Origin of the sequence: Amycolatopsis sp. lyj-84, assembly GCF_046549075.1 — a bacterium.
Lineage (GTDB): Bacteria > Actinomycetota > Actinomycetes > Mycobacteriales > Pseudonocardiaceae > Amycolatopsis.
The window spans coordinates 39,018-60,836 of sequence record NZ_JAJPWO010000015.1 but is presented as its reverse complement, the minus strand read 5'-3'; the positions used below and the strand labels follow the sequence as shown (position 1 = coordinate 60,836).

The following is a 21,819-nucleotide window of genomic DNA, read 5'->3' as shown; positions in this document are numbered from 1 at the left end:
CCGGGTGGGTCCACGGCAAGTCGCGTGCGTGTCGGGTCACATCTGAACGAAAGAGGGAACCGGGCTACTCATGGGTTTACTAGATCGGCTTCGTGACCTGGTCAAGAAGCCGAACCTCCCAGGTCTGACGGTCGACACGCCCGGCGTGGAGATCGTCGCGGAGGCCTTCGATCCGGCCGAGGCGGACTCTTCGGTGCTGGCGAGATCACCCGCTTGGGTCGCCGAAGCACCCGCGATCCTGCGCCACCACTTGAAACTTCCGCCCGAAAAGGTGGCGGAGGCGACCTCGATCCTCGCCCAGGACGGCTGGGAGCTGCGAGAACAGGGACCGGACGGCGGCTTCACGCTGACGCACGCGGTGCGCGTCCAGACCCTCGACGCGCTGCATTGCGCGCAGGAACGGTCGCGGATGGCGGGCCTCGCGCAGCGGCTCGGCGGGGACTCGCTGGGCTGGGACGCGCTCCAGCCGTCGGGTGCGTCACGTGATGTCGGTCATGACGGATAACATCGCGGGGTCGACATGACTAGACGAGGCGGAGGCGCGCTCATGGGCGAGCAGGCGATGCGGATCCTGGTGTTCAGCCACAAGGCGGAGGTGCGCGAGGCGATCATCAACGCCGTCGGCCGCAGGCCCGCCGCCGACCTCGGCCGGGTGGACTACACCGAGGCGTCCGGCATCTCCGAGGTCCTCGTCGAGATGGACGCGGGCAACGTGGACCTGGCCATCCTCGACGGCGAGGCACAGCCGACCGGCGGCATCGGGCTGACCCGTCAGCTCAAGAACGAGATCGAGGATTGCCCGCCGATCGTGGTTTCGGTGCGGCGCAAGGACGACCGATGGCTGGCGACCTGGTCGCAGGCCGACGCGGTGCTGGTCCACCCGCTCGACCCGCTGACCGCCGCCGAGACGGTCGCCGACGTACTGCGCGCCCGCCGGGTGCCAGTCGTGCACGGCTGAGCCGATGAGCGCGGCCGCCAAGTGGTTGCCATCGGAAGGCATTCGGGGGTATTCGGCGGATCCAGGTTTCCGCTGGGCGTGCGGCCGCGAGGTCCTCGTACCGGCGTTGTACTCGGATCTCGCGGCCCGTGCGTCCAGCGGGAAGCTGGGCCGTCGAGACCCCCGGAGGACTTCCGATGGTGACCACTAAGACCTGGCCGTCCCTGCTCAACCAGCTCATCGCGCGCGCGGACCTGTCCGCGGAGGACACCGCGTGGGCGATGGACCAGATCATGAGCGGGGCGGCGACGCCCTCCCAAATCGCCGGATTCGCCGTCGCACTGCGCGCGAAGGGCGAGACACCGGCGGAGATCTCCGGCATGGCCGACGCCATGCTGGCGCACGCCAAACGGGTGACCATCGACAGGCCGTCGGTGGACATCGTCGGCACCGGTGGCGACCGGTCCAACTCGGTCAACATCTCCACCATGGCCACGGTGGTGACGGCCGCGGCCGGCGCCCCGGTGGCCAAGCACGGCAACCGGAGCGCCTCGTCGAAGTCCGGCGCAGCCGACGTGCTGGAGGAACTGGGCGTCACCATCGACCTGCCGCCCGAGACGGTGCAGCGCAGCGTGAACGAACTGGGGATCGGCTTCTGCTTCGCGCCGAAGTTCCACCCCGCCCTGCGCCACGCCGGCCCGACACGCGGCGAACTCGGCGTGCCCACGACGTTCAACCTGCTGGGCCCGCTGACCAACCCCGCGCAGCCGCGCAGTTCGCTGATCGGCTGCGCCTACGAGGACAAGACCCGCGTGCTGGCCGAGGTGTTCGCGCGGCGCGGGATGACCGTGCTGCTCGTCCGCGGCGACGACGGGCTCGACGAGATCACCACCACGACCACCAGTTCGGTGTGGGTGGTCACCGGTGGCGAGATCACCGAGCGCAGTTTCGACCCTTCGTCACTGGGCATCGCGCGAGCGACCGCGGAAGACCTGCGCGGCGGCGACGCGGCGCACAACGCCGAGGTGTTCCGCCAGGTGATGGCCGGGAAGCCCGGGCCGGTGCGGGACGCGGTCCTGCTCAACGCGGCGGCCGCGCTGGCGGCCTTCACCGGGTTCTCGGGTTCGCTGGAAGACGACCTCGCCGCGGGCCTGGCGCGGGCGGCATCGGCCATCGACTCGGGTGCGGCCGCCGACCTGCTGAACCGGTGGATCGCCTTCGCGTAACCCCTCAAGCGCGCTATGAAAGGCCCGTTACTTGCAAATTTTGCAAGTAACGGGCCTTTCATAGCGTTGGGGAGCGGAGCGACCGTCCCGGGGAGCGGAGCGAGCGGCCGCGCTAAGAAGCGGTGCTGAACCGCGCCCGGTAAGCCGAGGGAGTCAGTCCCGTGGCCCGCCGGAGCTGGGTCCGCAGGTTCGCCGCGGTGCCGAAACCCGAAGCCCGCGCCACCCGGTCCAGCCGCTGCTCCCCGCGCTCGATCAACCGGCACGCCAGCGCGATCCGTTCCGTCGTGAGCCACGCCAGCGGCGTCGTCCCCAGTTCGGCCCGGAACCGCCGGTGCAGCGTCGCCTGGCTGGCCGCCGCCCGCGTGGCGAGGTCGGCGACGGTGAGCGGCCGGTCCAGCCGTTCCCGCGCCCATTCGAGCACCGGCGCCAGCGAGGTGTCCGCCACCGGCGGCACCGGCCGTTCGACGAACTGCCGCTGACCGCCGTCCCGGTGCCCGGCGAACACCAGCCGCCTGCTCACCGCGTTGGCGACCTCGGCGCCGTGGTCGCGGCTGATCAGGTGCAGGCCCAGATCGAGCGCGGCCGCGCTGCCCGCCGCGGTCAGGACGTCGCCGTCGTCGACGAACAGGACGTCCGGCTCCAGCCGCACTTCGGGGAACCGCGCCCGGAACTGCCCGGCCCATCGCCAGTGCGTCGTCGCGCGCCGTCCGTCCAGGACGCCCGCCTGCGCGAGGGTGAAGGCGCCGGTGCAGAAGCTCACCAGCCGGGCACCCCGCGCGGCCGCGTCGCGGATGGCGGTCAGCACCGCTTCCCGCGCCGGGCTCTCCGGATCGGGCCGGTTGGGCACGATCACCGTGTCGGCGGACTCCACGGCGTCGAGCCCGGCGACCCCGCTGAGGGTGAACATCCCCAGGTGCATGCGCACGGACGGCTCGGCGGCGCACAACGTGAAGCCGTACCAGGGCCGATCCAGTTCCGGCCGCCGCAGGCCGAAGAGTTCGGTCGCGACGCCCAGTTCGAAGGGATTGGACCCCTCGTCGACCAGGACGGCGACCTCGTGCGAGAAATCATGCGACATATGCGATTCCTAGCACTCACTGCCCGGGTGGTCCAGCGGCCAGGATCGGTTCATGAGCAAGCAGCCGATCGATCTGGGCACCGCGCTGGCCGGATTCGACGAGATCTGGAGCCCGCGGATCGTCGCCCACGTCAACGACTACGACGTCCGCCTCGCCAAGGTCGCGGGCGAGCACGTCTGGCACGTCCACGAGAACACCGACGAGTTCTTCCTCGTCCTCGACGGGACGCTGGACATCGCGTTGCGCGAGGAGGACGGCGAACGCGTCGTGACCCTGCCCCGTGGTTCGGTGTTCGTCGTGCCGCGCGGGACGTATCACAAGCCGTCCTCTGTGGACGGTGCCTCACTGTTGCTGTTCGAACCGACCGGGACGCTGTCGGTCGGCGACAAGCACGACGAGGTGCCGGACCACGTCACGGTCACCGTCGGGCAGGAAATCTCCTTCTAGCCGACGGAAAAAGTCCGGCGGTAGGCGCTCGGACTGGTGCCGCGGAGCTTGCCGAACTGGTGCCGCAGCGCCGCGGCGGAGGCGTATCCGCAGGCGACCGCGATGTCCTCAATGGACAGACGGCCTTCTTCGAGCAACGACTGCGCGCGATCGAGACGGCGTTCGGTGAGCCAGCGGTGCGGGGTCGTCCCGGTGGCCGCCGAGAACCGGCGAAGGAAGGTCCGCTCCCCCAAACCGCTGCGGCGGGCGAGTTCCGCGACGGTGAACGGCCGATCCAGCCGCCGCTCGATCCATTCGAGCGCTTCGGCGAGCACGGTGTCGTCCGGCGCGGCGGTCTCGGGTACCGGCGCCTGCACGAACTGCGCCTGCCCGCCGACCCGGTGCGGCGCCGCGACCATCCGCCTGGCCAGCGCGGTGGCCGCGGCGACACCGCGCAGTTCGCGCACCAGATGCAGGCACAGGTCGACGGCGGCGACGGTCCCCGCGCTGGTGAGAACGCCGCCGTCGTCGACGTACAACGCCTTCGGGTCGACCTTCGCCGTCGGGAAGCGCCTTCGGAACTCCTGCTCGTAGACCCAGTGCACGGTGCAGTTGCGCCCGTCGAGAAGCCCCGCGTAGCCGAGCGAGAAGACTCCCGCGCAGAAGCCCGCGACCCAGGCACCCCGGCTCGCCGCCTCGCGCAGGACCTCGAGGACCGGCTCCGGCGGGCTCGCGCTGCGCGGCGCGCAGGTCGGGACGATCAGCAGATCGGCGGACGCCGCGAAGTCCAGGCTCTCCAGCCCGTTCAGTCCGAATCCGGACCAGCTCAGGACGTTCTCGCCGCCGGGCGAGCAGACCGCGAAGTCCCAGCCCTCGATGCCGTCCGCGCTGCGATCGGTGCCGAAGACCTCGCACGCGACGCCGAGTTCGAACGGCGACACCTGGTCGGCCAGCACCACCGCGACCTTCTTCACGTCCATCGAGGCAGTGTGTCACAAGTTTTGCGGTCGATGTCATCTCTGACACTGGTTGGGAGTGCGTACGAGGGCGAGAGTGGTCGCCATGACCAAGAACAACCCCCTGCTCCAGTGGACGGCCGCGATGGCCCTCTCCGGCACGATCGGTGCCGTCGTCCTCGAAAGCGGCGCCGACGCGCCCGCCGTGGCGTTCGCGAGGAGCCTGGTCGGCGGCCTGCTGCTCCTGGTGTGGAGCGCCGCCCGAGGCTGGCTCCGCCCGTGGACACTCACCCGGCGCGAACTGCTGCTCGCCATCCTCGGCGGGCTGTTCCTGGTCGGGAACTGGGTGCTGCTGTTCGCTTCGTACACGCTGTCGTCGATCTCCGTCAGCACCGTCGTCTACCACACGCAACCGCTGATGCTGGTCGGTCTCGCCGCGGCCTTCCTCGGCGAGAAAATGGCGAAGAGCCAGCTGGTCCGGGCGCTGATCGCGTTCGGCGGCGTGACGCTCATCTCGCTGTCCGCGCACGGCGCCGACGGCAAACCCGTGCAGCTGTGGGGAATCGTGCTCGCCCTCGGCGCGGCCGCGCTCTACGCCGGTGCCTCGTTCGTCGCGAAACAGCTCAAACACCTGCGGCCGCACGTCCTGGCGGCCGTCCAACTGGTGACCGGCACGATCGTGCTCGCGCCCGCGCTGCTGGTCACGCCGCTGCCGACGGACACCTCGGGGCTGCTGTGGCTGGTCCTGCTGGGGACCGTGCACACCGCGCTGATGTACGTCCTGATGTACGCGAGCATCGGCAAGCTGCCGACCACGACGGTGGCCTTGCTGTCCTACGTGTATCCGGTGGTCGCCGTGGTGGTGGACATCCTCGCCTACGGGCACCGGCCGACGTGGCCGGAGGGCGTGGGGATGCTGGCCGTCCTGGCGGCCGCCCTGGCACCGAAGAGGGCCCGGGCACCCCGGCAGCCCCAACCCGCCCGCGTTTAGTCCTCTGAACGCGAAAACGGCGCCTCGGTCCGAAGACCGGGGCGCCGCTTCGCGAAGCAGTGAAGACTCAGTCGTGATTCGGACCGGTGTGGTACTCGAACACCAGCCCGCCGATCGCGACGATCACCAGGCCCAGCGCGATGATCAACAGCCAGACGTGGAAGAACGCGAGCGCGACACCGGTCAGCGCGGCGGCCGCCGCGAGACCGATCGGCCAGTAGCTGCCGGGGCTGAAGAAGCCCAGCTCACCGGCACCGTCGCTGATCTCGGCGTCTTCCCGGTCCTCCGGCCGCGGCTCGATGCGCCGCGCCACGAACTGCAGGTAGCTCCCGGCCAGGAAGGCCAGGCCACCGGTGAGGATCAGGGCCACCACACCGACCGGCTCGACGCCGTCCCGGGTCATCGTTCCGGTCATGTACGCGTAGATACCCGCCACGACGACGGAGAAGACCGCGACGAGGAAGAAAATCCGTCCTTCGACCTTCATGGACGTTGCCTCACTCCTGTTTCGGGCTCGAACAGCCGGGTCAGTTGGACGCGACCCGCGCGGTGCGGTCGGTGTTGAACGGGGTGGTGGTGACGGCGTAGGGCGAGCACAGTTCGCCACAGTTCATCGCCGTCAGCGCCTCGGAGGCGGTGTTCGGCTTGCCGCTCTTCGGGTTCACCGTGCCGCGAAGCTGGATGTACTGCGCGTACTTGTCCGCCGACAGCGCCCTGACCTCGAAGTTCATCCCCGAGTGGTAGGTGCCGCACAGTTCGGCGCAGCGGCCGACGAACGAACCTTCCTTGTCGATCGAGTTCTGGAAGGTGAAGTCCTGGTTGTTCTTCTCCGGGTCCGGCATGACGTCCCGCTTGAAGTGGAACTCCGGCACCCAGAACGAGTGGATGACGTCCGCCGACCGCAGGTTGTACTGGATCGTCTTCTTCGTCGGCAGGACGAGCAGCGGGATCTCGGTCGAGCTGCCGACCGTGGTGATCTCGGGGTCGTCGTGGTTCTTGGAGTCGCTCTTGTACTTGAACTCCCAGTTCCACTGGAACGCGACGATGTCGACCGTGACGTCCGGGTTCTCCGTCTCGGCGAGCACGCGGTTCTCGGTGGTCGCGGTGAAGAAGAACAGCACGCAGACCATGATCGTCGGGACGACGACCGTGAAGATCTCCAGCGGGATGTTGTACTGGAACTGACGGGGCAGTTCCTCTTCCGCGCCGTCGGCGGTCTTCTTCTTGCGGTGGAAGATCGCGGTCCAGAAGATCAGCGCCCAGACGATGACACCGACGATCAGGGCGGCGACGACCGTCCACGTCCACAGGGTGCGCATGTCGTGCGCCTGCGGGGTCACCCCGACCGGCCAGCCGAAGCGGAGGATCTCGTCCCCGGAACAGCCCGTCGCGGTCAGCAACACCAGCGCGGCGAGCGCGGCGACGCGACCAGCTCGCTTTACCGGCTTGCGCTCTGGATTTCCCACTGCGCCTTGCCCTTTCACCCAGAGCCTCCTCGACCGATCTTTGTGACAGGGCGGAGCCTAGCCGAGTTACGGCGCCGTGCTGACCAAGGGGTAACCCCAACACGCGTATCCCCCACCACATCCGGGTGTACGCACGCACGGGCATACTGGGCCCTTCTCCCCCGCTCGGCCAACAAGAGGTGTGTGAACTAGACGTGTGCGGCCTGCTTGGACTGATCTGTTCGACCGAAGCCGACGCGGCAGGCGCCCGTGAGGCCGTCGACGCGGCGATGCGCTGCCAGCGGCACCGCGGCCCCGACGAGCACGACACCTGGGCCGACGCCGAGGTGGTCTACGGCTTCAACCGGCTGGCCTTCATCGACGTCGACCACTCCCACCAGCCGCTGATCTGGGGGCCGCCGGAGGCCCCCGAGCGCTACACGCTGAACTTCAACGGCGAGATCTACAACTACCGCGAGCTGCGCGACGAGCTGGCTTCCGAACACGGTGCGAAATTCGCCACAGAGGGTGACGGCGAGGCGATCGTCGCGGCGTACCACTACCTCGGCGACGACGCGGTGAAGAAGCTGCGCGGCATGTTCGCCTTCATGATCTGGGACTCCCAGGAGAAGGTCGTCTTCGGCGCGCGCGACCCGTTCGGCATCAAGCCGCTGTACTACGCCGCCGGCCCCGGCAAGGTCGCCTTCTCGAGTGAGAAGAAGAGCCTGCTGGAGCTTTCGAGCGTCCTCGGTGTCGAGGACGAGCTGGACCGGACGGCGTTGCAGCACTACCTGGTGTTGCAGTACGTGCCGGAGCCCGAGTCGATGCACGCCGGGATCCGCCGTGTCGAGTCCGGCACGTCGTTCCGGATGGTCCCCGGCGGCGAGGTGGAGTTCACCCGCTACTTCCACCCGCAGTTCAGCGCGAAGCCGGTCAACGGCCAGGCCGAGGCCGACGCGCTGTACGAGCGCATCGCCGACGTGATGCGCGACTCGGTCGGCAAGCACATGATCTCCGACCCGGACGTCACGGTCGGCGCGTTCCTCTCCGGCGGGATCGACTCGACCGCGACCGCGACGCTGGCCAAGGAGCACAACCCGAACCTGATCGCGTTCACCACCGGGTTCGAACGCGAGGGTTACTCCGAGGTCGACGTGGCCGCCGAGACGGCCGCCGCGATCGGGGTCGAGCACGTGGTCCGCACGGTGTCGCCGGACGAGATGATGGAGGCGCTGCCGCTCATCGTCTGGTACCTCGACGACCCGGTGGCCGACCCGGCGCTCGTACCGCTGTGGTTCATCGCCCGCGAAGCCCGCAAGCACGTCAAGGCGGTGCTGTCCGGCGAAGGCGCCGACGAGCTCTTCGGCGGCTACACGATCTACAACGAGCCGATTTCGCTCGCGCCGTTCGAGAAGATCCCCGGCGGGATGCGGAAGATCATCGGCAAGGTCTCCACGAAGATCCCGGAGGGCACCCGCGGCAAGGACCTGCTGCGGCGTGGCGCGCTGCCGCTGGAGGACCGCTACTACGGCAACGCCCGCAACTTCCGCGACGACCAGCTCCGCAAGGTGCTGCGCACGTACGAGGAAGGTGTCGGCTTCAAGGACGTCACCGCGCCTTGGTACAAGATCTCCGAGGGCTGGGACCCGGTCGCGCGGATGCAGCACGTGGACTTCTTCACCTGGCTGCGCGGCGACATCCTGGTCAAGGCCGACAAGGTCACCATGGCGAACTCGCTGGAACTGCGCGTGCCGTTCCTGGACGCCGAGGTGTTCAAGGTCGCCGCGAGCATCCCGCTCGACCAGAAGCTCGCGCACGGCACCACGAAGTACGCGCTGCGCCAGGGGCTGGCGAAGATCATCCCCGCGCACGTGCTGAACCGGCGCAAGCTCGGCTTCCCGGTGCCGATCCGGCTGTGGCTGCGCAACGAGATGTACGACTGGGCCAAGGGCATCATCGCGGACTCGCAGACCGACGCGCTGCTCGACAAGAAGGCCGTCCTGGCGCTGCTCGACGAGCACAAGGCCGGTCAGCTCGACCGGAGCCGTCAGCTGTGGGCGCTGCTGGTGTTCATGCTGTGGCACGGGATCTTCATCGAGAACCGCATCAAGCCCGAGGTGCCGGAACCCGTCTACCCGGTGAAGCTCTAGTCACGACTCGCCATGCCGGCCTTCACCGTTCACCCGGTGGAGGCCAGCATGGGGTCATGGACTTCGTCCTCGTTCACGGCACGACGCAGAGCCCCGCGGGCTGGGACCGCGTGGCCAAGCTGCTCACCGCTGCCGGGCACCGCGCGATCGCGGTGGACCTGCTGACCTCGCGAGAGCTGCCGGTCGACGGCTACGCCCAGCACGCGCGGGACCAGTACGACGGCGAGCGGCCGGTCGTGGTGGCCCATTCCGGGGCAGGCGTGCTGCTCCCCTCGATCGCCGAGGCGCTCGACGCGCGGGCGATGGTGTGGGTCGCCGCCTACATCCCCGATTTCGCGGGCGGGAAGAGCCTGCGGGACGAGGTTCAGGCCCTGTTCACCCCGGAATGGATCGGCGTGGACCCGACGGCCGACCCCGCGAAGGCGTCGGAGTTCCTCTTCCACGACTGCGACCCCGAGACCGAACACCGGGCCTTGGACACCTTGCGGCTGTTCAATCCCGCGGTCCTCGCGGCACATCCCGCCGGTCCCGCGCCGGAGATCCCGTCGACGGTGATCGTCCCCGCCCGCGACCGCACGCTGAAGCCGGAGTGGGTGCGTACTGCCGCCAGGGAGCGGCTCGGCGTTACCGCGATCGAGATCGACGCGGGGCACTGTCCTCACGTCTCCCGGCCTGCTGAACTCGCCGGGATTTTGACCGGTTCACGGCGTTAGCTTTCGCAGGGACTCGGTGAGCCAGGCGTCGTACCAGGGTATGAAGGTCGGTGTGGGGCCGAGGTCGATCGGCTTGCCCCGAGGGATACCTGAACTGGGAGCGCGGGCGGGCATCCAGCCCCACTCGTCCATGTCCCACAGCGTCCCCGCCAGTTCGCCGGTGGTGACCAGCATCGTGAACCCGGTGCAGCCTTGCTCGCTGATGGCGATACAGCCGGGCAGATCCTTCCTCACCTCGATGCCCTTGAACCAGTCGTGAGCGAAGCCGGGCTGCCAGTCCTGCAACTCCTGATGAACCCGGTGGGCGTCCGCCCTGGTGAACGGGAACTCTCCGGCGAGCTTCATGTCCTCGGCCCAGTCCCGCAGCTCTGCCATGGTCAACAGGCCGTGATAGGGCCCGGCACCGGCACCGACCCGGGTCAGGAAGTCGCGATAGTCGCCCTGGATCTCGACGCCGAGCTCGGCCTCGACGGCCGCGATATCGGCTTCGTCCTGTGGCCGGCTGCGGTACAGGTGGGTGCAGGCGCCGAAAATCACGAACTCGTCGTACTTGCGCAGATGCAGAAGAGACTCGGGGAGGTCTTCCTCGATCGCGTGCAGGCGGGCGAGTTTCTCCTCGAGGTCGTCGGTGTTCACCCTGCACAGTGTGCTGGAGACCGCACGCACCAAGCGAACCTTTAAAGCTGAAGGGGCCCTTCCCCGCGTCCCACGCGGTCAAGGGCCCCTTCGTCGCATCACATGAGGGGAAAGTCCCCTTCAGCTCACACCGGCAGGATCGCCGCGATCTCCTCGGCGGACTCCGGGCCGAAGGCCTCCTTGAGGCGGCCCAGGACGTCGGCGCGGTCGAAGGCCCACTCCTGCGTTCCCACGGTTTCCAGCACCAGTACGGCGATCAGCGAGCCCAGCTGCGCCGCGCGCTCCAGGCTCAGGCCGCTGTCGATACCGGCGATGAATCCGGCGCGGAAGCCGTCGCCGACGCCGGTCGGGTCGACCTTGCCGCGCTCCGGGACGGCGCCGATCTGCAGCGCGAGGCCGTCCTTGCCGATGATCTCGACGCCCTTTTCCCCGAGCGTGGTGATCCGCATGCCGACGCGGTCGAGGACGTCGGCCTCGGTCCAGCCGGTCTTCTGGAGCAGCAGTTCCCATTCGTAGTCGTTGCTGAACAGGTACTTCGCGCCCTCCACGAAGGCACGCACCTGCGCGCCGTCCATCCGCGCGAGCTGCTGCGAGGGGTCGACGGCGAAGGTGTAGCCGCGCTGGCGGCACTCCTCGGCGTGCCGGACCATGCCTTCGGGGTCGTCCGGGCTGATCAGCACGAGCGACAGTTCACCGGCGTGCGCGGCGACCGGCTCCAGTTCGATGTTGCGGGATTCGGCCATCGCGCCGGCGTAGAAGGTGGCGATCTGGCAGAGGTCCTCGTCGGTGGTGCAGACGAAGCGGGCGGTGTGCGCGACCTCGGACACCAGCACGCCGGCGGTGTCGACACCGTGCCGCTCGAGCCACGAGCGGTAGTCGGCGAAGTCGGAGCCCACCGCGCCGACCAGGATCGGGCGCTTGCCCAGCACACCGAGGCCGAAGGCGATGTTCGCGCCGATACCGCCACGCCGGACGACGAGGTCGTCCGCCAGGAAGCTCAGGGACACACGGTGCAGTTGCTCTGCGACGAGCTGCTCGGCGAACCTGCCCGGGAAGTGCATGAGGTGGTCGGTTGCGATACTGCCGGATACTGCGATCCTGGCGCTGTCTGCCACCGGTTCTCCTTGATCGGTCGGCCCCGCCGAAACGAGGACGGCTAAGTTACCCGCAGGTCATGCCCCATACGGGTTGCTTCAGGCACGGCCATGAACACTACCGGTTGGTAGTGGTGTCCTACTGCAACGTCAGTCATTAACTTGTCGTTCGTGACCACTTCCGCGTATCACCTCGAGCCGGAATCGATCGGCGAACTCATCGCCGACTGTGCCGGTATCCCGTCGTCCCTCCAGGCCGAGAACCTGCCACTGCCCCGGCAGATCGCTCCGCCCTGGACCGTGGACGAGCGGTGCCTGGCCCAGGTCGCCGATCTGGACGCCTACGTCTGATCGGCGTTCCGTGCATGAAGAAGGGCCGCGACCTGGGTGAGGTTCGCGGCCCTTCTTCATGCACGACGTGCGTCAGTGGAAGCTGTCGCCGCAGGCGCAGCTACCCGTCGCGTTGGGGTTGTCGATCGTGAAGCCCTGCTTCTCGATCGAGTCGACGAAGTCGATCACGGCGGTCGACACGTACGGCGCGCTCATCCGGTCGACGGCGACGCGAAGCCCGTCGAAGTCACGGAACAGGTCACCGTCGAGCGTCCGCTCGTCGAAGAACAGCTGGTAGCGCAGGCCCGCGCACCCACCGGGCTGGACGGCGATGCGCAGGTGCATGTCGTCACGGCCCTCCTGCTCGAGCAGGGCCTTCGCCTTGACGGCGGCGGCGTCGGTCAACGTGACGCCGTGGGTCTCCTCGGCGGTTTCGGCCTGAGCTGCGGCTGCCTGCTCAGCGGTCGTCATGGTTCTCCCTCTGGTCGAACTCGCTGCGGGTACTCGTCTTGCACATGGTCCAACACGTCGGAGTCCCGATCTGTTCCCCTCCATGGTGACATATCGCTCGGCCTGGTGCGTGACACCGTGACGCCTGCAACTACCCTGGTGAGGTGAGGTTCCTGCGCCGTAGCACCACAGACTCCGCCACGACCGACACCGAGACCCTCGACAACGAGGCCGTCGATGTCCAGGCCAAGGCGTACACGCCCGGAAAGGGCAAGGCCACGCCCAAGCGGCGTGAGGCCGAGGCCAAGCGCCGCGGCCCGGTGGCGCCCCCGCCGACCACCATGCGGGAGGCGATGAAGCGCAACAAGGAACTCCGCAAGTCCGCGAAGTCCGATCCGGAGTACAAGGCGAAGCAGCGCAACGCCGCCAAGGAACGCCGCGAGAAGATGATGGCGGGCGACGACAAGTACCTGCTCCCCCGCGACCGCGGCCCGGTCAAGGCCTACGTGCGCGACCTGGTCGACTCGCGGCGCAACCTGCTCGGTCTCTTCATGCCACTCGCGATCCTGGTGTTCGTCGCCCTGCTGGTGCCGTACCCGGACGTCCAGCGCTACGCGACACTCCTGTGCACCGTGATGCTGCTCGGCATGATCGTCGAGGGCGTCCTCAGCGGCCGCCGGATCTCCAAGATGGTCCGGCTGAAGTTCCCCGGCGAGACGGTCAAGGGCACGTCGATCGGCTGGTACTCCTTCATCCGCGCGAGCCAGATCCGCAAGCTGCGCGTCCCCAAGCCGCGGGTCAAGCCCGGCGACAAGGTCTGAGCAGGCGAAACCCGGGTCGTTAGCCTGGCTAACGGTCTGGGGTAGAGTCGCGCCCATGGAGTTTCGACGACTGGGCCGCAGCGGCCTCAATGTCAGTGAGATCGCGTACGGCAACTGGCTCACCCACGGGTCCCAGGTCGAAGAGGACCAGGCGCACGCCTGCATCAAGGCGGCGCTCGACGTCGGCATCACCACCTTCGACACCGCCGACGCCTACGCGAACACGGCCGCCGAATCGGTGCTCGGCCGCGGCCTGAAGGGCCTGCGGCGCGAAAGCCTGGAGATCTTCACCAAGGTCTACTGGCCGACCGGCCCGAAGGGTCCCAACGACCAGGGACTCGGCCGCAAGCACGTCATCGAGTCGGCGAACGCGTCGCTGAAGCGGCTCGGCACCGACTACGTCGACCTGTACCAGGCACACCGCTTCGACCGGACCGTCCCGCTCGAGGAGACCTTCCTCGCCTTCGCCGACCTCGTCCGCCAGGGCAAGGTGCTCTACGTCGGCGTCTCGGAGTGGACCGCCGAGCAGATCACCCAGGGCGCCGCGATCGCGCGGGAACTGAAGGTGCCGCTCATCTCGAACCAGCCGCAGTACAACGCGCTGTGGCGGGTCATCGAAGCGCAGGTCGTCCCGGCGTCCGAGCGCGAGGGCCTCAGCCAGATCGTCTGGTCGCCGATCGCGCAGGGTGTGCTCACCGGCAAGTACAAGCCCGGTCAGCCGCTGCCCGCGGGCTCCCGCGCGACGGACGAGAAGGGCGGCGCCAACATGGTCGCCCGCTTCCTCAACGACGACGTCCTCGAGCGCGTCCAGCGGCTGCAGCCGATCGCGGACAAGGCGGGCCTGTCGCTGGCGCAGCTGGCCGTGGCGTGGGTGCTTCAGAACCCGAACGTCGCTTCGGCGATCATCGGCGCTTCGCGGCCGGAGCAGGTACACGAGAACGTGAAGGCGGCCGGCGTGAAGCTGGACGCGGATCTGCTGACCGCGATCGACGAGGCGCTCGACGGCGTCGTCGAGACCGACCCCACCCTCACCCGCAGCCCCTGACGCACCGCAAGCAGTCGACTAATTGCGGACGATCTTCCCGCAATTAGTCGACTGCTTGCTTCAGTCGCCGTGTACCCGTGACTGGTACGCGATCTGACCATCGAGATCGAGGGCGTCGCCGGGGGCGCGCAGGGGGTCGATTCCCAAGCCCCGCAACAACCTGCTCGCACCGGCGACCCGATCACCCGTCCGGCCGTCGAGGCGCTCCGGCCGGTGACCCCGCTGGATCAGCAGGCCCTCGACGTCGTCGATCAACCGGTACGGGTCGTAGACCTGCTGTTCAGGCATGGCCACCGCCGGGAACCCAGGTCTTTCCGGTGATCCTCTCGTAGACCTCGGTGTAGCGCTTGCGGGTCGCCTCGACGATCTCGTCCGGGATGGCGGGGCCGGGCGGCGTCTTGTCCCAGCCGGTGCTCGCGGACCAGTCGCGGACGAACTGCTTGTCGAACGCGTGCTGCGTCCGGCCAGGCTCGTAGTCGTCGGCGGGCCAGAACCGCGACGAGTCCGACGTGAGGACCTCGTCCCCGAGCGTCAGCACACCGTCGGCGTCGAAACCGAATTCGATCTTGGTGTCGGCGATGATGATGCCGGTCTTCGCCGCGTGCTCCGCGCCCTTGGTATAGACCTCGAGCGTCAGGTCGCGGATGCGGTCCGCGGTCTCCTTGCCGATGTCGTTCACGACGTCGGCGAAGGTCATGAACTCGTCGTGGCCGGTGTCGGAGATCTTCGTGGTGGGCGTGAAGATCGGCTCGGGCAGTTTGTCGGCCTCGATGAGACCGGCGGGCAGTTCGACGCCCGAAACCTTGCCGTCACGCTGATACTCGCGCATGCCGAGACCGGTGAGATAACCGCGCGCGATGCATTCGACCTGGATCATCTTCAGCGGTTTGCACCGCGTGGCGCGGCCCGCGAATTCGGCGGGGACGTCCGTCGTGGAGACGACGTGGTTCGGCACGACGTCGGCCATCTTTTCGAACCACCAGGCGGAAAGCTGGTTCAGCAGCGCACCCTTGTCCGGAATCGGGGTCGGCAGCGAGACGTCGTAGACCGAAACGCGATCCGACGCGACGAGCAGAATGTCGCCGTCGATTTCGTAAAGGTCCCGTACCTTACCCGCGTGAATGTGCTTCATGCCCCGTCCTCGATGTTGTATTCGTAGAAAACCCAGTGGTCCGGCAACGCCGCTGATTCGCCGTACTCGAGCACGTCGCCCTCCGCGGAGAGAAACCTGTTACGGCTCAACAAGATCGCCGAACCTTCGGCCACGCCGAGTTCCGCCGCGTCCTCGGCACCCGCCAGCCCCGCGGCGTGCTGAGTCTGCGTCGACGCGAGAACCCGGCCAGTCCGGTCCGCGACGTACTTCACCGTGCCTTCGACGATCCGCACCGGCTCGAACAGCAGCGGCGCTTTGGCCGCGACAGCGCCTTCGAACCAGGAGACCGACGTCGACACCGGCTGTTCCTGTCCCGTGTATGTGGTCCGGCGCCGCCGGATCACGGGAGAACCCTCTTCGATGCCGAGCGCGGCCGCCACCCGGTCCGGCGCCGGGACGAGCCCGGCCTCACGGATTTTCGCGTAGTGGCCCGGCGGATAGACCTTGCCGGTTCGCGCGATCGAGATCGTCCGATCGTGCGCGGAGCGGTGGAGCGATCTGGTCTGCACCACTGTCCCGATCCCGCGTACCGCGCGCACCAGACCTTCGGCCCGGAGCGTCGAGAGCACCTTCATCGCGGTCGCCATCGCGACGTTCCAGTTTCTGGCGATCTCACGCGCGGACGGGACCGCGTCACCTTCCTTGAGCCTGCCCGAAACGATGTCGTCGCGGATGTTTCCCGCGATCTGGAGGTATGGCGGTTCGGGTCGGTCGACGGCGGGCAAGGTGACTCCTCACAAGGTCGCGCGGTGCGCACAAGCGTTCTAGCACACCAATGGGCGAGCACCAAGGATCCTGCTCACACCCCATTATTACGTACTAGTACACATTCTGGACGGTGCTCTAGTACACCTGTTACTCTCCGCAGAGTTCCCGAAACCCGTTGGGGGGCTCGATGAACCATCTGAGCATCGACGAACTGCTCGAAGAGCTTCGAAGACGCCGGTGGGTCGTCTACATCTTCGGTCCCCGGGAGGAACCGGAGGTCTGTGCCGCGGTGTTCCAGTGGGACACCTGCGCCGACGTCCTCGTCCTCCGCGGTGAGGAACGAGCCTCCGCTTTCCGGGTCACCACCCTCCCCGACACGGACGTCTTCCGTCCGGCGCTCGTCTCATGGCAGTACCACTCGACGGCCGACTGGACCCTGCGCGCGGTGCTCACCATCCCCGCGCCCGGCGACGCCGCCGCGCCGATCCAACTGCTGCAACCACATCCGGACTGCGTGATCCCGATGGAAGCGCGCCAGCCGGTCACCATCCTGCCCGCCAACGGGACCCCCAAGCCCGACCAGGGAGATCCCTAACCGCGGCCGATCACCTGCTCGGCGACAACGAGGTCGTGCGGGTAGGTGATCTTGAGGTTCTCCGCGCTGCCCGGAACCCACCGCACCGGCAGCGCGGAGAACCTTTCCATGCACGAAGACGTGTCCGTGCCGACGAAACCCTCGCGCTCGGCCGTTTCGTACGCCTCGAGCAACGGGGCGGCGCGGAAACCCTGCGGCGTCTGCACCCGGATCGCGCCGGGCAGCGCGCCGGACACGGTGTCTCCGTCCACGCGCACGATGTCGTCGGCCGCGACCCCCGGCACCGCTCCCCCGTACCGCCGCGTGTCGGCGAGGACGTCCGCGATCAGTTCCGGCGTGACGAGCGGACGGGCCGCGTCGTGCAGCAGTACCGCGTCGATCTCGCCGCTCTCGATGCGGGAAGCCAAGTGGCGCAAGGCGTTCAGCTCCGAACCCTGGCGCGTCGCACCGCCGTGCACGAGTTCGACTTCACCCGGATGCGAGGCGAGTACCTCTTGCGCGAGTTCGGTGTCCTGTGGCCGGATGACCAGCACGAGCACGTCGATCCCGGGCACGCGGGCGAACGCGCCGAGCGACCACGCGACCACGCGCCTGCCCGCCACCGGCAGGTAGACCTTGTTGAGCTTGGCGCCGACCCGGGTGCCCGCTCCGCTCGCGAGCACCACCCCGGCGGCCTTCGTCTGAGCCACAGGCAACTCTGGCACAGGCGGGTCGGTAGGTTGGGTCCGGCCACCGAAGTGATCCGAAGGGGCAGGGCGTTGGAAGACGAAATCCTCGAGTTCGCCGAAGTCGAGCAGCCAGATGAACACGCGCGCTCGGCGGCGATCGCCCTGCACTCGAAACTGATCAAACCCGCCGGGTCGCTGGGCAGGCTCGAAGAACTGGGCGTGTGGGTCGCGGCCTGCCAGGGCCAGTCGCCGCCGCGGCCGTTCACGCGGCCCAGGGTCGTGGTGTTCGCCGGAGACCACGGCGTCGCGGCCAAGGGCGTCTCGGCGTACCCGGGCGAGGTCACCGCGCAACTGGTCGGCAGCATGCTGACCGGCGGCGCGGCCATCAACGTGCTGGCGGCTTCGGCGGGCGCGAGCGTCCGGGTCGTCGACATGGCCGTCGACACCGACGCCCCCGCCACCCGGTCGATCGGCGAGTACAAGGTGCGGCGCGGGTCCGGCTCGATCGACGTCGAGGACGCGCTGACCGACGAAGAGGCGCGTGCCGCCGTCCGCGCGGGCAGGGCGATCGCCGACGCCGAGGTCGACGGCGGGGCCGACCTGCTCATCGCGGGCGACCTCGGGATCGGGAACAGCACCCCGGCCTCGGTGCTGATCGCGGCGCTGACCGGCAGCGAACCGGTGGCCGTCGTCGGCCGCGGTTCGGGGATCGACGACAACGCCTGGATGCGCAAGGCCGCGGCGGTCCGTGACGCGCTGCGGCGGGCGAGGACCGTGCTGGCCGACCCGGTCGCGCTGCTGCGCACCGCGGCAGGCGCCGACATCGCCGCGATGGCGGGCTTCCTCGCCCAGGCCTCGCTGCGGAAGACGCCGGTGATCCTGGACGGCCTGGTCGCCGCCGCGGCCGCGCTGGTCGCCGAGGAGCTCGTCCCCGGCGCGCGGCAGTGGTGGACCGCGGGCCAGCGCGGCGGCGAACCCGCGCACGCGCTGGCGCTGGAGCACCTCGACCTGGAGCCGATCCTGGATCTGGACGTGCGCCTCGGCGAGGGGACGGGCGCCGTCGCGGCGCTGCCGCTGGTGTTCATGGCGACACGGGTGCTCGCGGAGATGGCGACGCACGAGCAGGCCGGGGTGAGCGGTCCGCTGATCGAGGCACCCGCTTCCTGACGCTCCTCCACCGCGTTTGGTCCTCTAGTTGCGGTTCGGGCCGCCCCGCGCGTGACAGGAAAGGCCCGTTACTTGCAAATTTTGCAAGTAACGGGCCTTTCCTAGCGTCGGTGACGGGGCTCCGGACCGGAGCGGACGTCAGCCCAGCGGGTACATCCAGCCTTCCGGAGCGGGACGGGTGCCCTCCTGGATGCCGGTCAGCGCGCCGCGCAGCTTCATCGTCAGCTCACCGGGCTGCCCGCCGGCCACGGAGAACTCGCCGCCCGCGTGCTTCACGTGCCCGACCGGCGTGATGACCGCCGCGGTCCCGCAGGCGAACACCTCGGTCAGCTCGCCGGAGGCCGCCGCCTTCTCCCACTCGTCGGTGGAGATGCGCCGCTCCTCGACCTGGTGCCCGAACGACTTCGCCAGCTCCAGCAGCGACTTGCGGGTCACGCCCGGCAGCAGCGAACCGGTCAGTTCCGGGGTCACGACGCGGGCGTCGTCACCGGAGCCGAAGACGAAGAACAGGTTCATCCCGCCCATCTCCTCGACCCAGCGCCGCTCGACCGCGTCGAGCCACACGACCTGGTCGCAGCCCTTGGCCACGGCCTGCGCCTGCGCCACGAACGACGCCGCGTAGTTCCCGGCGCATTTGGCCTCGCCGGTGCCACCGGGGACCGCGCGCACGTACTCGGTCGAGAGCCACACGCTCACCGGCTTGACGCCGCCGGAGAAGTACGAGCCCGCGGGCGAGCCGATCAGCGCGTAGAGGTACTCGTTCGCGGGGCGGTTGACCCCGAGCCCGGCTTCGGTGGAGATCATGAAGGGCCGCAGGTACAGCGACTCGCCCGGCTTCGTCGGGACCCAGCGGCTGTCGACGGCGAGGAGTTCGCGGATCGAGTCGAGGAAGACCTCCACCGGCAGCTGCGGCATGGCCAGTCGCTCGGCCGAGTTACGGAACCGGATCGCGTTCGCGTCGGGCCGGAACGCGGCGATGGTGCCGTCCGGCTGGCGGTACGCTTTGAGGCCTTCGAAGATCGCCTGGCCGTAGTGCAGCACGGAGGTCGCCGGGTCGAGGGTGAGGGGCGCGTACGGCCCGACGGTCGCGTCGTGCCAGCCCTGCTCGGCGCTCCATTTCACGGTCACCATGTGGTCGGTGAAATGCAGCCCGAAACCGGGTGCCGCCAGTACGTCCGCGACGCGTTCCGGGCTCGCGGGGCTCGAGTGCGGGAGGTGGGCGAACTGCGTCGTGGTCGTCATGCCTAGACGATAACGCTTGGTCGGACCCACGTTAGTCGGACGTCCGCATATCTTTACCTCACACGATCTGTCCGTCAGGACGAACACGCGAGGGCGCTCGCCCCTAGGATGGGTGACGTGACGGTAAACCCGATGCAGCCCGCCCACCCGGCCAAGTCCGCCACCCCCGGCCGGGCGACCGACGTCAAGACGTTCGCGACGGCGGTACTGCTGACCTTCGGCGTCGGCGTACTGATGATGGACGGCTGGGCCCTGCTGGAAAGCGGCTTCGGCGCGTTCCTCGGCCTGGTCGCCGGCGGCTTCGGCGTCTTCTGGTGGCGTCAGATCCACGGCAAGGTGTTCCCGCGCGAGCTGTCCACCAAGTCGGTGGTCATCCTCACGGTGATCAACGTCGCGCTCGTGCTGCTCCTGCTCCTCCAGGTGAGCTAGAGCAACCCGTCGGGGAGCCCGGGCGCCGGCCAGTCCGGGTCCGGGCGGAAGTCGGTCCACGTCCCGTCGAAGGGGAAGCGACCGGCGTCCGCGAGCGCCCCGATCCGCTCGCCCTCGGCGCGCAGCCGGCTCAGCTGTCCTGCCGTGATGCGGCCCGCGAGGACGGCTTCTTCGGCCTCGTCCTCGTCCTTCCATTGCCAGCGTCCGCCGGGCTCGACGGCGACGTCGAGGATGCCGTCGATCCGGTCCGGCCCGGACGGCGTGCGCCCCAGCGGGACCTCGAGGTTGACGTACCAGTTCAGGAAGTGGCCTTCGGCGTCGAAGAACCACCAGACCGACGACCATTCGTCGTCGGCGATCCGGCGCAGCGTCGAGGTGTCGCGCCAGAAGTCGGGCACGCGCACCCTCTCCACCCGGAACCGCTCCTCCAGCGGTGCCTCGCGGAAGAGCCGCCCGTCGGCGAGCCTGCTGCCGACGATCGGGGTGTCCGCGGGAAGCCAGCCGAGCAGCACGGTGCCGTCGTCGGCGATGACGCGCAGCGGGTGATGCTGGCCGATCGAACCGTCCGGTCGCAGGAACCGTTCGACGACCGTGTCACCCGGGGTCCATTGGGGATCACGCACGCCTTGAACGGTACCCACGGGCGCGGACCCGCAGAACCAGTTCGGCGAGCGTTCCCACTCCCGCGAGCCCGAGGGCCACGACCGGCCCAGCGAAGGCCGCCGCGACGGCCACGATCAGTCCACAAGCGAGTGTCGCCTTCGGACGTTCCGGGGAAAGGCGCTCCCGGCCGTCGGTGAAGGCGTCCACCGCGACCGGCACGGTCGCCACCGCGACCGCCACGGTCAGCACCGGCAGCAGCGAGACCGCGTCCGCCGCGGCGAGGAGTTCGCGGAACGACGTCGCCGAAAGCCCCAGCCGGACCGGTCCCAGCTGGTAGAGGGCGACGGCGATGATCGCCACGGCCACGGCGCCCACCGCGGCCGCGCGCCCGGCGCCGGGACGGCGGGGCAGCAGGAACGGCAGCAGCACCAGCACCGCGAAGCCGAGACCGGGCACGGACGGCGGGTCCGGCGCGATGAACTGCGCCAGCGGCGGGATGCCCACGCAGATCGCGACCAGGGAGGCGGCCGCGGCCAGCAGCAGACCGGTGACCCAGCGGGCGGCGTAGTCACCGAGGCGGACGCCCGCCAGATCGGCCACGGCCACCACGACGGCGAACACCGCGGCGGCGGCTCCCGGCGCGGTCGGGAAGAGGTACTGCCCGAACGTCGTCGCGAAGACCAGGACCAGGCCCAGCCGTGAAACGGAGCCCACGATCCGCTCGGGCCGGGTGTCCCCCACCGGCGGCAGCAGTGCCTCGGCCGCGACGGCGAGCACGGCCGCGACCACGGCGGCGAGAAGAACCCAGTAGTCCGCTCCGGAGGTACCCACCGCGAGTGCGATGAGCAGACCGCCCGCCAGCCGCACGCCGTCTCCCTTGCCGTAGATCGAGTGACCCGGTCGGCCCCGCTGTTACCCCAGGTCCGACTGTCATTAGCATGGCTCACGATCCAAC

At 68.9% G+C, this 21,819-nt stretch carries 27 protein-coding genes; 13 read left to right on the top strand and 14 right to left on the bottom strand.

The window, feature by feature from the left end:
- The first annotated feature begins 70 nt into the window (after positions 1 to 70).
- From ACLJRM_RS35265 to trpD, 3 genes are all read left to right on the top strand, one after another.
- Entirely contained in the window at positions 71 to 505 is a 435-nt protein-coding gene (locus ACLJRM_RS35265) for a hypothetical protein (protein WP_101609492.1), read from the top strand.
- A gap of 42 nt (positions 506 to 547) precedes the next feature.
- Positions 548 to 958 carry a hypothetical protein gene (locus ACLJRM_RS35260; protein ID WP_037309389.1) on the top strand — a complete coding sequence of 137 codons (411 nt, stop codon included), beginning with the start codon at positions 548 to 550 and terminating at the stop codon, positions 956 to 958.
- Between the two features lie 176 nt (positions 959 to 1,134).
- Positions 1,135 to 2,163 (top strand): anthranilate phosphoribosyltransferase, encoded by a 1,029-nt coding sequence (gene trpD / locus ACLJRM_RS35255; RefSeq protein ID WP_174720442.1) that lies wholly within the window; start codon positions 1,135 to 1,137, stop codon positions 2,161 to 2,163.
- Positions 2,164 to 2,275: 112 nt separating this feature from the next.
- Here trpD and ACLJRM_RS35250 read toward each other — a convergent pair whose 3' ends face one another.
- Positions 2,276 to 3,241 (bottom strand): helix-turn-helix domain-containing protein, encoded by a 966-nt coding sequence (locus tag ACLJRM_RS35250; protein ID WP_410665561.1) that lies wholly within the window; start codon positions 3,239 to 3,241, stop codon positions 2,276 to 2,278.
- A gap of 52 nt (positions 3,242 to 3,293) precedes the next feature.
- Between ACLJRM_RS35250 and ACLJRM_RS35245 the strand changes: the two genes are divergently transcribed.
- Positions 3,294 to 3,689: a cupin domain-containing protein gene (locus ACLJRM_RS35245; protein WP_101609494.1), complete on the top strand. Its 396-nt coding sequence runs from the start codon at positions 3,294 to 3,296 to the stop codon at positions 3,687 to 3,689.
- Here ACLJRM_RS35245 and ACLJRM_RS35240 read toward each other — a convergent pair.
- Complete coding sequence (locus ACLJRM_RS35240; protein ID WP_410665560.1) at positions 3,686 to 4,648, bottom strand: GlxA family transcriptional regulator; 963 nt, start codon at positions 4,646 to 4,648, stop codon at positions 3,686 to 3,688. The two genes, ACLJRM_RS35245 and ACLJRM_RS35240, sit on opposite strands and share 4 nt — an antisense overlap.
- Positions 4,649 to 4,730: 82 nt before the next feature.
- Here ACLJRM_RS35240 and ACLJRM_RS35235 point away from each other — a divergent pair, with 82 nt between their 5' ends.
- Positions 4,731 to 5,615, top strand: a complete 885-nt coding sequence (locus tag ACLJRM_RS35235; RefSeq protein WP_410665559.1) for a DMT family transporter — start codon at positions 4,731 to 4,733, stop codon at positions 5,613 to 5,615.
- Between the two features lie 67 nt (positions 5,616 to 5,682).
- On the opposite strand, the gene ACLJRM_RS35230 is transcribed toward ACLJRM_RS35235, so the two are convergent.
- Positions 5,683 to 6,102 (bottom strand): cytochrome c oxidase subunit 4, encoded by a 420-nt coding sequence (locus tag ACLJRM_RS35230; protein WP_005164186.1) that lies wholly within the window; start codon positions 6,100 to 6,102, stop codon positions 5,683 to 5,685.
- 40 nt (positions 6,103 to 6,142) lie between these two features.
- Entirely contained in the window at positions 6,143 to 7,081 is a 939-nt protein-coding gene (locus ACLJRM_RS35225; protein ID WP_168214370.1) for a cytochrome c oxidase subunit II, read from the bottom strand.
- 194 nt (positions 7,082 to 7,275) lie between these two features.
- On the opposite strand from ACLJRM_RS35225, the gene asnB reads away from it, so the two are divergent.
- Entirely contained in the window at positions 7,276 to 9,210 is a 1,935-nt protein-coding gene (asnB, locus tag ACLJRM_RS35220; protein ID WP_410665558.1) for an asparagine synthase (glutamine-hydrolyzing), read from the top strand.
- Between the two features lie 56 nt (positions 9,211 to 9,266).
- Entirely contained in the window at positions 9,267 to 9,923 is a 657-nt protein-coding gene (locus ACLJRM_RS35215) for an alpha/beta fold hydrolase (RefSeq protein WP_410665557.1), read from the top strand.
- On the opposite strand, the gene ACLJRM_RS35210 is transcribed toward ACLJRM_RS35215, so the two are convergent.
- Together ACLJRM_RS35210 and ACLJRM_RS35205 are read right to left on the bottom strand one after the other, a co-directional pair.
- Positions 9,912 to 10,559, bottom strand: coding sequence for an SMI1/KNR4 family protein (locus tag ACLJRM_RS35210; protein WP_410665556.1), 648 nt, complete (start codon positions 10,557 to 10,559; stop codon positions 9,912 to 9,914). The two genes, ACLJRM_RS35215 and ACLJRM_RS35210, sit on opposite strands and share 12 nt — an antisense overlap.
- A 125-nt stretch (positions 10,560 to 10,684) precedes the next feature.
- Entirely contained in the window at positions 10,685 to 11,674 is a 990-nt protein-coding gene (locus tag ACLJRM_RS35205) for a carbohydrate kinase family protein (RefSeq protein WP_101609499.1), read from the bottom strand.
- 141 nt (positions 11,675 to 11,815) lie between these two features.
- On the opposite strand from ACLJRM_RS35205, the gene ACLJRM_RS35200 reads away from it, so the two are divergent.
- Positions 11,816 to 12,004, top strand: a complete 189-nt coding sequence (locus tag ACLJRM_RS35200; protein ID WP_101609500.1) for a hypothetical protein — start codon at positions 11,816 to 11,818, stop codon at positions 12,002 to 12,004.
- A gap of 72 nt (positions 12,005 to 12,076) precedes the next feature.
- On the opposite strand, the gene ACLJRM_RS35195 is transcribed toward ACLJRM_RS35200, so the two are convergent.
- The gene (locus ACLJRM_RS35195) at positions 12,077 to 12,454 is read right to left on the bottom strand and encodes a HesB/IscA family protein (RefSeq protein WP_101609501.1); all 378 of its coding nucleotides are present in this window, start codon (positions 12,452 to 12,454) and stop codon (positions 12,077 to 12,079) included.
- A 143-nt stretch (positions 12,455 to 12,597) separates the two neighbouring features.
- Between ACLJRM_RS35195 and ACLJRM_RS35190 the strand changes: the two genes are divergently transcribed.
- The gene (locus ACLJRM_RS35190; RefSeq protein ID WP_101609502.1) at positions 12,598 to 13,254 is read left to right on the top strand and encodes a DUF3043 domain-containing protein; all 657 of its coding nucleotides are present in this window, start codon (positions 12,598 to 12,600) and stop codon (positions 13,252 to 13,254) included.
- Positions 13,255 to 13,309: 55 nt separating this feature from the next.
- Positions 13,310 to 14,299 carry an aldo/keto reductase family protein gene (locus ACLJRM_RS35185; RefSeq protein ID WP_101609503.1) on the top strand — a complete coding sequence of 330 codons (990 nt, stop codon included), beginning with the start codon at positions 13,310 to 13,312 and terminating at the stop codon, positions 14,297 to 14,299.
- A gap of 60 nt (positions 14,300 to 14,359) precedes the next feature.
- Here the strand turns inward: ACLJRM_RS35185 and ACLJRM_RS35180 are convergent, their stop codons facing one another.
- Genes ACLJRM_RS35180 through ACLJRM_RS35170 form a run of 3 tightly spaced genes read right to left on the bottom strand, consistent with a single transcriptional unit; the run spans position 14,360 to position 16,177 of the window.
- Complete coding sequence (locus tag ACLJRM_RS35180) at positions 14,360 to 14,587, bottom strand: hypothetical protein (RefSeq protein WP_039795309.1); 228 nt, start codon at positions 14,585 to 14,587, stop codon at positions 14,360 to 14,362.
- On the bottom strand, positions 14,580 to 15,431 hold the full coding sequence (locus ACLJRM_RS35175; RefSeq protein WP_101609504.1) for a phosphoribosylaminoimidazolesuccinocarboxamide synthase: 852 nt from the start codon (positions 15,429 to 15,431) through the stop codon (positions 14,580 to 14,582). Before ACLJRM_RS35175 ends, ACLJRM_RS35180 begins: the two co-directional genes overlap by 8 nt.
- Entirely contained in the window at positions 15,428 to 16,177 is a 750-nt protein-coding gene (locus ACLJRM_RS35170) for a GntR family transcriptional regulator (RefSeq protein WP_410665555.1), read from the bottom strand. Before ACLJRM_RS35170 ends, ACLJRM_RS35175 begins: the two co-directional genes overlap by 4 nt.
- 170 nt (positions 16,178 to 16,347) lie before the next feature.
- Here ACLJRM_RS35170 and ACLJRM_RS35165 point away from each other — a divergent pair, with 170 nt between their 5' ends.
- Positions 16,348 to 16,755, top strand: a complete 408-nt coding sequence (locus tag ACLJRM_RS35165) for a hypothetical protein (protein WP_101609506.1) — start codon at positions 16,348 to 16,350, stop codon at positions 16,753 to 16,755.
- On the opposite strand, the gene ACLJRM_RS35160 is transcribed toward ACLJRM_RS35165, so the two are convergent.
- Positions 16,752 to 17,420, bottom strand: coding sequence for a 2-C-methyl-D-erythritol 4-phosphate cytidylyltransferase (locus tag ACLJRM_RS35160; protein WP_410665621.1), 669 nt, complete (start codon positions 17,418 to 17,420; stop codon positions 16,752 to 16,754). The two genes, ACLJRM_RS35165 and ACLJRM_RS35160, sit on opposite strands and share 4 nt — an antisense overlap.
- A 93-nt stretch (positions 17,421 to 17,513) precedes the next feature.
- Here ACLJRM_RS35160 and cobT point away from each other — a divergent pair, with 93 nt between their 5' ends.
- Positions 17,514 to 18,590, top strand: a complete 1,077-nt coding sequence (cobT, locus tag ACLJRM_RS35155; protein ID WP_101609508.1) for a nicotinate-nucleotide--dimethylbenzimidazole phosphoribosyltransferase — start codon at positions 17,514 to 17,516, stop codon at positions 18,588 to 18,590.
- A gap of 138 nt (positions 18,591 to 18,728) precedes the next feature.
- On the opposite strand, the gene ACLJRM_RS35150 is transcribed toward cobT, so the two are convergent.
- On the bottom strand, positions 18,729 to 19,832 hold the full coding sequence (locus ACLJRM_RS35150) for a branched-chain amino acid aminotransferase (protein WP_410665554.1): 1,104 nt from the start codon (positions 19,830 to 19,832) through the stop codon (positions 18,729 to 18,731).
- Between the two features lie 117 nt (positions 19,833 to 19,949).
- Between ACLJRM_RS35150 and ACLJRM_RS35145 the strand changes: the two genes are divergently transcribed.
- Positions 19,950 to 20,261 carry a hypothetical protein gene (locus tag ACLJRM_RS35145; protein WP_410599988.1) on the top strand — a complete coding sequence of 104 codons (312 nt, stop codon included), beginning with the start codon at positions 19,950 to 19,952 and terminating at the stop codon, positions 20,259 to 20,261.
- Here ACLJRM_RS35145 and ACLJRM_RS35140 read toward each other — a convergent pair.
- Together ACLJRM_RS35140 and ACLJRM_RS35135 are read right to left on the bottom strand one after the other, a co-directional pair.
- Entirely contained in the window at positions 20,258 to 20,884 is a 627-nt protein-coding gene (locus tag ACLJRM_RS35140) for a DUF402 domain-containing protein (protein ID WP_410665553.1), read from the bottom strand. The genes ACLJRM_RS35145 and ACLJRM_RS35140 overlap by 4 nt on opposite strands.
- Positions 20,877 to 21,731 carry a hypothetical protein gene (locus ACLJRM_RS35135; RefSeq protein WP_410665552.1) on the bottom strand — a complete coding sequence of 285 codons (855 nt, stop codon included), beginning with the start codon at positions 21,729 to 21,731 and terminating at the stop codon, positions 20,877 to 20,879. The genes ACLJRM_RS35140 and ACLJRM_RS35135 overlap by 8 nt, the downstream gene beginning before the upstream one ends.
- Between the last annotated feature and the right edge of the window lie 88 nt (positions 21,732 to 21,819).